Origin of the sequence: Clostridium sp. DFI.1.208 (genome assembly GCF_024463855.1) — a bacterium.
Taxonomy (GTDB): domain Bacteria; phylum Bacillota_I; class Bacilli_A; order Erysipelotrichales; family Erysipelotrichaceae; genus Clostridium_AQ.
This window is the reverse complement of record NZ_JANGCA010000009.1, coordinates 91,585-104,745: the sequence shown is the minus strand read 5'-3', so window position 1 is coordinate 104,745 and position 13,161 is coordinate 91,585. Positions and strand designations below refer to the sequence as shown.

General features: G+C 43.2%; 9 protein-coding genes. 8 read left to right on the top strand and 1 reads right to left on the bottom strand.

From position 1 onward, the window contains the following. The first annotated feature begins 11 nt into the window (after positions 1–11). The 8 genes from NE665_RS06835 (at position 12) to NE665_RS06800 (ending at position 11,433) form a co-directional block, all read left to right on the top strand. Positions 12–851, top strand: coding sequence for a PRD domain-containing protein (locus NE665_RS06835; protein WP_178760285.1), 840 nt, complete (start codon positions 12–14; stop codon positions 849–851). Between the two features lie 344 nt (positions 852–1,195). Next, positions 1,196–2,581, top strand: coding sequence for a PTS transporter subunit EIIC (locus NE665_RS06830; protein ID WP_117444337.1), 1,386 nt, complete (start codon positions 1,196–1,198; stop codon positions 2,579–2,581). A 90-nt stretch (positions 2,582–2,671) separates the two neighbouring features. Further along, the gene (locus NE665_RS06825; RefSeq protein ID WP_238134976.1) at positions 2,672–4,180 is read left to right on the top strand and encodes a M81 family metallopeptidase; all 1,509 of its coding nucleotides are present in this window, start codon (positions 2,672–2,674) and stop codon (positions 4,178–4,180) included. Further along, positions 4,161–5,603 (top strand): M81 family metallopeptidase, encoded by a 1,443-nt coding sequence (locus NE665_RS06820; protein WP_117444338.1) that lies wholly within the window; start codon positions 4,161–4,163, stop codon positions 5,601–5,603. The genes NE665_RS06825 and NE665_RS06820 overlap by 20 nt, the downstream gene beginning before the upstream one ends. Positions 5,604–5,658: 55 nt before the next feature. Further along, positions 5,659–7,032, top strand: coding sequence for an aminopeptidase P family protein (locus tag NE665_RS06815; RefSeq protein WP_117444339.1), 1,374 nt, complete (start codon positions 5,659–5,661; stop codon positions 7,030–7,032). A 303-nt stretch (positions 7,033–7,335) separates the two neighbouring features. After that, on the top strand, positions 7,336–8,760 hold the full coding sequence (locus NE665_RS06810) for a glycoside hydrolase family 1 protein (RefSeq protein ID WP_117444340.1): 1,425 nt from the start codon (positions 7,336–7,338) through the stop codon (positions 8,758–8,760). A 166-nt stretch (positions 8,761–8,926) separates the two neighbouring features. Further along, the gene (locus NE665_RS06805; protein WP_117444341.1) at positions 8,927–9,826 is read left to right on the top strand and encodes a MurR/RpiR family transcriptional regulator; all 900 of its coding nucleotides are present in this window, start codon (positions 8,927–8,929) and stop codon (positions 9,824–9,826) included. Positions 9,827–9,966: 140 nt separating this feature from the next. Next, positions 9,967–11,433: a glycoside hydrolase family 1 protein gene (locus NE665_RS06800; RefSeq protein ID WP_117444342.1), complete on the top strand. Its 1,467-nt coding sequence runs from the start codon at positions 9,967–9,969 to the stop codon at positions 11,431–11,433. Positions 11,434–11,595: 162 nt separating this feature from the next. Here NE665_RS06800 and NE665_RS06795 read toward each other — a convergent pair whose 3' ends face one another. Next, entirely contained in the window at positions 11,596–13,095 is a 1,500-nt protein-coding gene (locus NE665_RS06795; RefSeq protein WP_117444343.1) for a carboxypeptidase M32, read from the bottom strand. Positions 13,096–13,161 lie beyond the last annotated feature (66 nt).

The window sequence follows — 13,161 nt, the reverse complement described above, 5'->3', positions numbered from 1 at the left end:
CGGGTGCTCTTATGCAAATCAAGAAAATTTATAACAATAACATTGCCATGGTCAAAAACGAGGTTGGGGATGAGGTCATCCTGGTAGGAAAGGGCATTGTATTCGGACTGAAAAAAGGGGATGAAATTCAGGCGGATAAAGCGGAGAAGAAATTCGAGCTGAAGGGGGAAGCGAAGCATAAATTTGAAAAAATGATTCAGGATACACCGATCGATTATATTCTGGTTTCTGAGGAAATCATTGCGTATTTCAAGGAGAACAGCACGAAAGCACTGAATGACGGTATTTATGTAACACTCACCGATCATATAGCGAATACCATAGAGCGCATACGCATGGGGATCGATTTCGACATGACGATGCTGTTAAATGTGAAATCATTATACAGAGAGGAGTATAAGCTCGCTTTACATGCAATCGAAATGCTGCGCAATGCATTTCATCTTCACATTGACGACAGTGAAGCAAATTTTATAACGCTGCATATCGTCAATGCCGAGCTTACCTCCAATATGATGGAAATATATACCATTACATCTATCCTGGAAAGCATCAGTACGATCGTATTGCAAAGCTTTCATGTCGATGTACAGGATAATTATGATTTTGACCGGTTCCTCATTCATTGCCGCTTCTTTGTGCAGCGCATTGTCAATGCGGAAGCCGGTGTGCATCACTCAACGGCAAATCAGGCAATCTTTCAGATGATGAAGGAACAGAGCATACAGCAATATGCCTGTGTGAATCAAATCGCAGAGATGCTGGAAAAGAAGTATGAATACTTTGTCAATGATGAGGAAAAATTATACTTTCTGATTCATTTGAATAAATTAACGAAGGACAGCGTTTAGAAAAAGGTGGAGTCCTGAATAGCATACCAAAAAAGCCTGCGGAGAGTTTTTGAAATACCGGTACGGCATCGTCAGCTTTCTCTTGTTTCACTGGTTTCAAAAGGGATCGCTATATGCGATATGTACCTGTATGATGTTGCGTAAAGCTTGGGGACGAATGGTACTTTCTGCGACGGTATGTATGCTTCAGGTTCTGATAGAAAATCAGTGAGAAAGGGATATAGAGAAGGGTAGCTCAGCTATACCATATCTATACTAGGTAGATGGCAGGCAGCATTGGATGGTGACGGTAGATCCGGCCAAACCTCTTAGAAAATTTATTTTCATTACAGGAGGAAAAAAATATGGCAAAATATACAGAAATGGCCAAAGGTGTATTGACGAATGTTGGCGGAATTGAAAATATTACATTCGTTGAGCATTGTGCGACGAGATTGAGAATTCATTATAAGAGCAAAAGCAAGGTTGATGTGGAAGCCCTGAAAACGGTGGACCGTGTTGTTGGGCTTGTTGAAAAAGCCGGACAGGTACAGATTATTATCGGTCCGGAAGTCAATGATGCATATAATGAATTTCTGGATGTTTCCGGCTTCAAGGTAACGGACGAGCATCAGACGATGGGAAATGATTCATCCGATGATGATCAGGAAAAGAACTTCATGTATTATTTAAATGTTTTTGGAAACAAGTGTGCGGCAATCTTTATGCCGATCATTCCGGCTATGATTACCGGCGGTTTGATTCTGGCAGTGAAAAACCTGCTGGTAAACTACTTCGGTATGAGTGCGGATGGCGGAACTGCGACACTGCTTCTGAATATCTTCACGGCCGGCTTCTCCTTCTTCCCAATCTGGATTGGGTATTCCTTTGCGAAATCATTGCGTATGGAACCGATCATGGGTGGCTTTTTAGGAGCTGTCCTGTTTGTATGCAGTGATGCGAAGGGGCTTGATTTCCTTGGACTCAGTGTACCAACCGTAACCTATGCAGGCAGTGTGTTCCCGATCATTCTGGGTGTGGCTGTCATGTATTTCGTTGATAAATTCCTGAAGCGTGTCATACCGGAAATGTTCGTGTATTTCTTAAAACCAATTCTGACAATGATCATCGTTGTTCCTATCACCTTGATTGTTTTAGGACCGATTGGTACCGTGTTAAGCAACAGCGTCGGTGCTGCTATTCAGGCAGTCATGAGTGTTGCCGGCTGGATCGCAATGCCTATTCTTTCTGCCTTATATCCATATATGGTTATGCTTGGGCTGGACAAGGCATTTACGCCGATCATGGCGCAGTCCATTGCGGAAATCGGCTATGATCCCTTTAATATGGTTATGGGTCTTGTATCCAATTTATGTATTGGTGGCAGTGCACTTGCAGTTGCGTTCCATCTAAAAGACAAAGCGAAAAAGGGTATGATTTCATCCTTTGGTATCACAGCATTGTGCGGTGTTACGGAGCCTGCCTTCTATGGTTCCCTGATCATGCGGCCGAAATGTCTGATTGGTACTGCAATCGGTGCGGTTTGCTCCGGTCTTGTTGCTGGAATCTTCGGTCTTCAAAATTATGTTGTCGGCGGATGTCCGGGTCTGTTATCCTTCTTCTATTTCCTGCCGGCTGATGGTTCTACGGGGAATATCATCCTATATTTTGTAGTAGCGGCGATTGCTATTATCGTATCCTTTGTGGCAACCAGCTATATTCTTAAAAAAACAGATACTGTGAAAGAATAATGTAAGAAAAGACTTTGACGAAACTGTATTTGTTGAAGTCTTTCTTTCAAATGTAATAAGTAAAGGAACGAAGAACACGGAGGTAAGAACATGAAGGTATTCGTTGGTGAGTTTGTCACAGAATCCAATGCAAATATCCCTACTACTTGTACGTTAAAGCAGTATGATATTGGATTTGGAGAGGATTGTATTCAGAAAATGGGAATTCGTGATGTTTTTGAAAGAAACGATGTCACGCTGATTCCCAGTATATATGCAAATGCCGGAGCTTCCGGTGTTGTTGAGAAAGAAGCATTTACTTATATTGCGCATGCTTTTATCGATACGCTAAAAAAGAATTTGCATGAAATCGACGGTATTTTCCTAATGCTGCATGGTGCCAGTGAGGTGGAGGAGCTGGGCTCCGGAGATCACTATATTTTAAAAGAGCTGCGTAAACTTGTCGGACCGTATTTGCCGATTGCGATTGTATGTGATCCGCATGGTAACTTATGTAAAGAATATGCAGAGTCGGCTACCATCCTGCGAAGCTATCGCGAATCCCCGCATACGGATGCACATGAAACGATGGAGAAGGTAGCGGAAATGCTATGTGAGCTTTTGAAAAACCGGCGTAATATTCATGCGGTATATCGTAAGCTGCCTATGATTCTGGGCGGAGAACAAAGTGTATCAGCAGATGAGCCGGTGCTATCGATCAACCGGTATATGGATGAACTGGAACAGGACGATCGTATTTTAAGCTGTTCCTGGCATGTCGGGTATATCCGTCATGATTGTGATGTTGCAGGCTGCGGTATCATTGTTGTTCCCTATCGTGAGCAGGATATGCCTTATGCACAGGATGCTGCAGATCGTCTGGCTACCTATGTATGGGAAAAGCGTCATGAATTTCATTATACAGGCCTAACTGCTTCACCTTCCAAAGCATTGCAGATGGCACTGGATTTTCAGGATAAGCCCGTGTTTATCACGGATTCCGGTGATAATGTAACTTCAGGGGCAACCGGGTGGAATACGTATATACTGCGTCAGGTGCTGCGTACGAAAACGACAAAGAAATTTTTATTTGCGACCATATGCGATCCAGCAGCCTACCAGATCGTATCCCAATGTAAGGTTGGGGAGGAAATTTCTATTCGCCTGGGCGTAGGCTTCGATGCGCTGAGCCAAGCAGTAGAGCTGGATGCTGTTGTGAAAAGCAGTGGAAAGCTGACCGGCTTTATGATGCTTGATCATACCTCTGTTTTTGGACACTGTGTCAATATTCATGTGAAGCAAACCTCTATCGATATTATGGTTGCGGATACCGGCTGGGCAGTTTGTGAGCTGCATCAGTTTGTCAGCGCGGGGATCGATGTTGATGCGTATGATGTTATCGTCGTAAAGCAGGGATATATATTCCCGGATTTCAAAGCAAAGGGAAAGCTTTGTGTCATGTCCCTGACAGAAGGGGCAACGCTTCAGGATACGGCACGACTGCCGTTTAAACGTATCATGCGTCCTATGTTTCCAATCGATGATATGGAAAGCAATGTTGGAATGAATGGATACGGATTATATTATGAGGAGGAAGCTGATGAAAATTTTAGCAGCTAAATTTGTATTGGAGGCAAATGCCCATGTACCAATGAAATGTGATTTGGAGAATGTGGCGTTGTCTTATGGAAAGGAAGCAGTAAGACACATGCAGCTTGGCGATGTGTTTGCGGCAGAGGATATCGAACTCATTCCGGTTATCTGTGCGGATGCAGGATGCAGTGGGGTGATGAAAAAATCCTGTTTTACGTATATCGAACAGCGCATCCTACAGGCTGTAAAAGAACATATAAAGGATTTGGACGGTATCTATCTTCACCTGCACGGTGCTAGCTTTGTAGAGGATATCGGTTCCGGTGAGCATCACCTGCTGCACTGTATTCGCAGGATCATTGGTCCCTATCTTCCGATAGCAATCTCTTGCGATCCGCATGGAAATCTGACAAAGGAATATGTGGAAAACACGACCATACTTCGCAGCTTTCGGGAAGCACCGCATATCGATATTCCGGAAACGGTGCAATTTGTATGCCGTGCATTGGTTCAGGAAATACGAAATCGGATGAATATGCGTCCTGTATACCGCAAGCTTCCGTTGATTCTGGGAGGAGAACAGAGTGTATCGGCGGATGAACCGGTTCGTTCCATCAATCAGTTTATGAATGAACTGGAAAAGGATGAGCGGATACTGAGCTGTTCGTGGCATGTCGGGTATTTGCGTCATGATGCTCCGGAAGCAGGCTGTGGTATTGTCGTAGTGCCAAGTGCACAGGCCTTTCAGGCTTACGCAGAAGAAACAGCAGATCGGCTGATGAAGTATGTCTGGGATAAGCGTCATGAATTTCATTATACAGGGCTTACCAAATCGCCGCAGGAGGCATTGCAGACAGCTCTTGATTTTCCGGATAAACCGGTGTTTATCACGGATTCCGGGGATAATGTGACCTCTGGGGCAATGGGGGCAAACACATTTATATTGCGACAGGTGCTGGCTTGTGAAAATCTGAAAAAACGCTTTTTGTTTGCCGCAATCAACGATCCCGCAGCGTATCACCTGCTGGAACAACATGATGTGCAGGAGCAGGTTCATCTGCGCCTTGGTATGGATATGGATACCTGTTCAGCAGCAGTAAAGCTGGATGTTACCATACTTGCAAAGGGCCGGCAGGAAGGAACGCATATGTATGGGGAAGAAGGCGATTATGGAGGTCTGGTTAGCGTATCGGTAAAGGGGAAGCCGATAACGATTGTTGTTACGGATAATAATCATTCATTTGTGGAAAAGCACCAGATTGATGCGTGCGGTATTGACTGGGATGATTATGATGTCATCGTTGTTAAGCAGGGGTATATCCATCCGGAAATGAAGGAAAAAGGGAAGCTGTGTATCATGTCCTTAACGGATGGGGCAACCTTGCAGGATACAAAGCGGATACCGTTCAAGCTGATTATGCGTCCGATGTATCCGCTGGATGATATGTAGAAATGGTCAACGCAAGTGAGTACGATAAAGAACTGTATGAGAAAGGAAGAACTGTATGATTAAGTTAAAAGAAGTGGAAGCACCAATGCTGGAGGAAGGGCTTATCCCTGTGATGCTGAGCGATGAAACCATGCAGAATCGTAAGGCATGTCTGCTTGAAAAAATGCAGAGGGATGGCTTTGATGCCGTTGTCGTGTACGCAGATTTGGAGCATGGCAGTAATTTTGAATATCTATGCGGGTTTCTGCCGCGCTTTGAGGAAGCACTGCTTGTTCTTCATGCGGATGGAAAGGCATTTATGGTGTTGGGAAATGAAAATTTAAACAAGGCGGAAAAAGCCAGAATCGAAGCGGTTCCCATCCATATGCCACATTTCTCCCTGCCGAATCAGCCGATGCAGACAGAGAAAAGTGTTGCGCAAATACTGGCATCCTGCGAGTTGGAAAAAGCAGAAAAAATCGGATTGATTGGATGGAAGAATTTCACCAGTCAGGTAGAGGATAATCATCTGCTGTTTGATTTGCCGTATTTTCTTGTTGAGGCATTGAAGACGCTTTGTCAGAAAGCGCAGTTTACCAATGCAGCGTATCTGCTCATTGGAGAAAACGGTGTACGAACGACCAACAATGCGAATGAATTTGCACACTATGAATATGGGGCAGCATTGGCAGGGAATTGCATACTGAAGACTATGGATCGTCTGGAGGTAGGAAAAACGGAAATGGAAATGGCGGAAACACTTGCAGCGGACGGACAGCGTCACAGTGTTGTTACCATCATGGCGACAGGAGCCCGTTTTGAAAAAGCCAATCTGTATCCGGGAAATAAACAAATCCAGTGTGGTGATAAAATTTCCATTACTACAGGCTTTAAGGGAGGCCTGCAGAGTCGTGCAGGCTATGCAGTGGAATGTGCTGAGCAGCTGCCGGAGAAGGAACAGGAGTATCTAACGGCGGTAGCGATTCCTTATTTTCAGGCAGTAAAAGTGTGGCTGGAAACCATTAAAATCGGGATAAACGGAAACGATTTGTATGAGGCGATTGAGGCTGTATTGCCAAAGAAGGCGTATGGCTGGACACTGAATCCGGGTCACCTGTGTGCTGATGAGGAATGGATGTCTTCGCCGATTTATCCGCAATCTAAGGAAGCATTACAAAGCGGTATGCTGTTTCAGATTGATATTATTCCAAGTGTAAACGGCTATGGCGGAGTCAGCTGTGAAAGTGGAATTTTACTGGCAGATGAAGCCTTACGAAAGGAAATCGCAAGGGAATATCCGGCTGTGTGGGAACGCATAGTGAAACGCAGAGCGTATATGCAGGAGGTGCTGGGGATTCACATTCATGAAGACGTGTTACCGACAAGTATGGCAACGGCGTATCTTCGGCCATACCTGTTGAAAAAAGAAATGGCACTTGTCAATGCATGAAAATAAAGTAAAGATAAGAAAGCTGAAAACCCTGCGCGTAATGGGATGCGATTTTGAGCATACCGTTACGCATCCTGCGTAGGCAAGAAAAGCATCATGGAACTACACGAACGACATAGGGTGCTTTGTATGGAACGTTCTTGCATAAGTAGCTGATTCCTGCACGAACGGGAATCGGAAGATATTGAGATGCTGCTTCGTATGAAGGATGCTTTATCATAAAAGGATATTTATGAAATAAAATTAAGGGAAGCGAAAAAAGTATAAGAATGCATCCGATCGGATGCAGAAATGGAGGCTATCATGAAAACGACAAAGAAACAGAAATTTTTATGGGGCAGTGCTACCGCTGCATATCAATGTGAAGGCGCCTGGGATGCGGATGGAAAGGGCTTAGGTGAATGGGATGTGTTTTCTCATGGAAATCCGTTGAATATCAATGGTGCAACAGGGGATGTATCCTGTGATTTTTACCACCACTATAAGGAAGATATCGACATGCTGAAGGCCGGCGGACAAAATACATACCGTTTTTCCATCTCCTGGGCAAGGATTCTTCCAAATGGAAGAGGTGCCGTGAATCAGGGCGGTATAGATTTTTACAACAAGGTTATAGATTATTGCCTGAAGCAGGATGTAGAGCCGAATGTGACCTTGTTTCATTATGATTTACCGGAAGCCATTGCAAAGGAGGGCGGCTGGGAAAATCGGGCCATTATCGATGCGTTTGCAGAATATGCAAGAGTTTGCTTTACCGCCTTTGGTGACCGTGTAAAGCTGTGGGTTACGATCAATGAACCGAAATACTATGCATATTGCAGTAATATGGTAGGCAATTATCCTCCCAATCACCGTCATGACTTTAACCGCTATTTTACAACGGTCTATCATGAAGCAGTAGCCAGTGCAAAGGCAGTGGCAATCTATCATGCGCTCAAGCTGAACGGGACAATCGGTATTGTACATGATTCCAGTAATGTGGAGGTAGCACCAGATACAAAGGAAAAAGAACGTGTTCGTATGATTGCAGATCTGTTCTATAACCGTATCATACTTGATACGGCATGCAAGGGGGAATTTCCCGGTGCACTGATACCTTTATTGCGGGAGTATGGTATGGATACCAAGTATATTCGGTTTGAGGATATGCTGGTATTCCAACAGGGAAAAGTGGATTTCCTTGGTATGAATGTATACAATCGCTTTTATATTACGGACTACTCTGCAGGGAAAACGGAGGTCTTCCATAACAATAAGGGGGCAGGCTCCAATGCAAAGGAGGGAATCCGAATCAAGGATTGGTATGAAACAGCGATCGATCCAAATACGAAACGGAATTTATGGGGGCGAGAAATTTATCCGAGGTGTATGTACAATACTCTGATGGAAATCAAAGAACGATATGGGGATATTCCTGTGTATATCACAGAAAACGGGCATGGCTGCTATGAAACACCGGATGCTGACGGATACGTAGAGGATGATGAACGTATCGACATGATGCAGGGATATATCGACTATATGTTTAAAGCGATGGAAGACGGCTGTAATGTATGCGGCTACTATGCCTGGTCTACGATGGATTTATACAGCTGGGTCAACGGTTATGAAAAGCGCTATGGACTTGTGCGGGTGGATTTTGATGATCACAACAAGCGATATCCGAAAAAGAGCTATTACTGGTTCAAGCAGCTGATTGAAGATTATCGAAAAGCAGAAGAAGGATAATCAGCTTGTATAGATTTGCAGGATACAGGATTGCTGTTCCCTTTTCTTGAAAAAGAACGGGAAAGAAGAATGAAATCAGATCAGAAAGCAAGGCATATCAGGGTAGATGGTAAGGTCTTGCTTTTTGGTATATGCGTGAAAAACATGAAATAAGAGAGGTGTTTGTATGCTGCTTATACAGATTTTGAAAAGAGGAGAGCATTTTTCAAATATAGATAGCATTATTGCGGCCTTCATATTGGAAAAAGGGATGGATCTGAGCACTGAAACAGTTCGTTCCATTGCAGAGAATACATATGTTTCTCCAGCTACTGTAATGCGTTTTTTCCAAAGACTTGGCTATAACGGGTATCGCGCATTTAAAAAGGATTTTTTAGAAGAATTAACATATTTTTCTTCGCATTTTCAGCAGATTGATCCCAATATTCCCTTCCTTGCACAGGATGATGGGAAGATGAGAACTAATAAACTGGCTGCTTTGTTTAAAGAAACTATCGATGATATCTTATCACTGGCGGATTATGCAATGCTGCAGAAAGCAGATCAGGCGCTTATAAAGGCAGAGCTTGTCTATGTATACAGTGCAGGGATACAAATTGGACTGTGTGAAATATTCAAGGACAAAATGATAAAGATAGGAAAGACTGTCATTGTATCGAATGTTATCGATGAGCTATACTACAGTGCTTGCTTTACACAAAAGGAGGCTGCATTTATTCTTGTATCCTATTCTGGTGAAACCAAAAACATTTTAGAGGTTGCCGCAAAATTAAAAGAACGCAAGATCTCATGTATTGCTATTACCTCGTATGGCAATAATACACTTTCAAAGTATTCGGATTGCTGCTTATACGTATCTACAAGAGAAAGGTTAAATACCAAAATAGGTGATTTTGGTTTCAATATCTCTGTACTGTTTCTGATGGATGTTTTATATTCCTATTCCTTTGCTTCCGACTATTTTGGAAATTATCAGAACAGACAAAGCTTCTTAACCAGTTTTGAACAGAATAGAGGAGATATGAAGAAACTGATAAGAAATCCCATACTGATGGATGATAAATAAATGGAAAAACGGTACAGTGTTTCGCAGGTGTAAGGGAGGCAGAGTGTTTTTTTAGTACTGTGTTTTTATATCCGGAATCATGATTGTGTTTGAAGAAGCAGAAAGGTATAATTTGCTCACAAACGTGAGGAGGATGTATTATGAAACAGTATCAGGATAGTTTTCCAAAGAATTTCTTATGGGGTGGCGCTACTGCAGCCAATCAATTAGAGGGTGGATTCCAGGAAGGAGGAAAAGGACTTTCTACTGCGGATATGACGCCGTTTCGGAAGGATGCTGCAGCGAAGCATACACCTGTTATGGATGCTTCCTATGATGAAATCAAGACATATAAAGCGAATGGTTTCCGTGGAAATTTTCCAAAACATAGAGGGTGTGATTTCTACCATCATTGGAAAGAGGACATTGCATTATTCTCAGAGATGGGTTTTCGCTGCTATCGGATGTCAATCGCATGGACAAGGATATTCCCGACAGGCTTTGAAACCGAGCCAAATGAGGAAGGACTTCTGTTTTATGACAACGTATTTGATGAATGTAGGAAGTATCATATCCAACCAATCGTAACGATTTCACATTATGAAATGCCTATTGAAATAACCTTGAAGTTAAATGGATGGGAAAGCCGGAAAACGATAGATTTGTATTTGAAGTATTGTGAAACGATATTCAAAAGATATAAGAATAAGGTTAAGATGTGGATTCCATTCAATGAAATGAATCAAATGACGACTGTCCCCTATGTAGGTGGTGGTTTGTTATTGGAAAAAGCAAAAACAGACAACCTGCTGGAGGTGGAGTATCAGGCGATTCACCATCAGCTGATTGCAAGTGCAATGGCTGTGAAGTTGTGCAAAGAGATCATAACGGATGCAAGAATAGGGAGTATGATTGCTGTTATTGACCCATATCCGGAAACCTGCCATCCTCTGGATGTATTAGAGGCATTGAAGGAAAATCAATTAAATATGTTTTATCTGGATGTAACTGTGCGGGGGTATTATCCATCCTATATGGCAAGATATTTTCATGAACATGATATTCATATAAATATGGAAGCAGGGGATGAAGAAATATTCCGAAAGGGCAACGTTGATTTTATAGCTTTTAGTTATTATATGAGCTATATTGCAACTCATAGCAGTAAGCAGGGGGAAAGCAAAAACAGTGTTATCATGGTAGATAAGGTAAACCCTTATCTGGAGGTGAGTGACTGGCGCTGGCCCATTGATTCCGTTGGCTTAAGGATCGTATTAAATAAGCTTTATGACCGGTTTCAGCTGCCAATTCTTATTGCGGAGAATGGACTAGGCGCAGATGATGTTGTGAGTGAGGATGGATTGATTCATGATTCATACAGAATTGATTATATAAGAAAACATATCCTAGCGGTCAAAGAGGCAATCAGAGATGGCGTCGATGTTATTGGCTATACGATGTGGGGACCAATCGATATCATATCGCAGGGAACCTGTGAAATGAAGAAACGCTATGGCTTTATATATGTGGATGCGGATAATTACGGGAATGGAAGCTATGCCCGTTTACGGAAAGATTCTTTTTACTGGTATACGCGCGTGATAGAATCAAACGCTGAGGAACTGTAGAAATGCCCGCTTTACAAAATATTTAGGGTAACCCATTTGTAACTATGCATTCCTGTAGAAGCGGGATAGCGTAAAATAAAAATGCTGGATTACCGATAAAAAAAACGAAAGGCCTTCGCATGGAGCGTATCCTTTCGTTTTCTTTCTATTCTGTTTTATTGTTTAATCTGCAGAAATCTGATACAACTGTGCATACTTGTTCTTGAGATATTCGATGTAATACTTCGGATCAAAGGCCTCTTTGCATACTTCCATCATCAGCTCATCTGCATCTTTGAAGGCACCATACTGATGAATATTCTCCTTCAGCCAGCCGCTGATTCTTTCAAAGTCACCGGTATGCAGCGCTTCTTCCACGTCAATATCCTGTTCCATCTGGTGATAGAACTGAGCCGCAAATGCACTTCCCAGCGCATACGTAGGGAAATAGCCCAGCAGTGCACCGCCCCAGTGCATATCCTGTAAGATTCCATCCTTTGCATGTTCTGGACGGATACCCAGATATTCTTCGTATTTATCATTCCACATCGTATCCAGATGATCATAATCTGCTGTGCCGTTGAAGATTTCCTTCTCCAGCTCATAACGAATCAGAATATGAATCGGATAGGTCAGCTCATCTGCTTCCGTACGGATGAAGGAAGGCCGGGATACATTGATCATTCTCATAAAATCATCCAGAGAAACAGCATGAAGCTGGTCAGGGAAATGCTTTTGCAGCTTTGGATAATTCACTTCCCAGAATGCGCGGTTTCTTCCAATGTGGTTTTCCATAAACCGTGACTGTGATTCATGCATGGCAGTACCGATGCCACTGAACAAAGAGGTTCCTTCGTACGCTTCCTTCACCTGCAGCCCATACAGGGCATGCCCGTACTCATGAATGGTGGAAAAAATCGCAGACATGAGATTATGTTCATGATAATGCGTTGTAATGCGTGCTTCGTGAGCGGAAAAGAAGCTCGTGAACGGATGCTCGGTTGTCGTCATATAGCATTCCTTGTCATTGACCTGCATATAGTCCAGCAGCTCCTGCATGAAGGCCGCCTGCTCCTTCGTATCAAAGGCTGTAAACAGCAGGGAGTCATCAATCGGCGTTCCCTCCTTCAACAGCGTTTGCAGGAACGGAAGCAGCTCCTTTCGGATCGCATCAAAGAAGCGGTCATAATATGCGATATCGGTATTGATCTGATAGCTGTCCAGCATAAAATCATAATCGCTTTTCTTCGCTGTGACATAGGACAGAACCTCCTTCTGCTTTTCTATGACGTTGATCAGATGCGGCTTAAACAGCTGGTAATCGTCCTGTTCCTTTGCCTCATGCCATGCGGCCTCACTGTCCGCAATGGTTTTGCTGTACTCCACGTATACCTCTCTTGGAAGCACACGCAGATCGTTCAGCTCCCGCAACAGCAGCTGCAGCTCTTTCTTGCGTTCTGCACTTACATTCTCCTGTTTTGCCAGTTCTTCAATTTTCTCAATACTTTCCTTATTCGCCATTTGATCGAAGGCTTCTCCCGATAAAATTGCCGACATGCGGTTGCGGTAGGGAATGCCGTTTTTTGGTGCAATCGTGGCCTGATCATAATACATTGTGCTCAGTGCCATCTGATAGGCATTCTTTTTTTCTTTATACTCATGAAAAAAAGCTTCTAAATCCATGTTATCACCTCTGTTATGTATTGTATCACAGCTGGAGAAGAAACGTAACTGTTCCTAAGAAAAAGA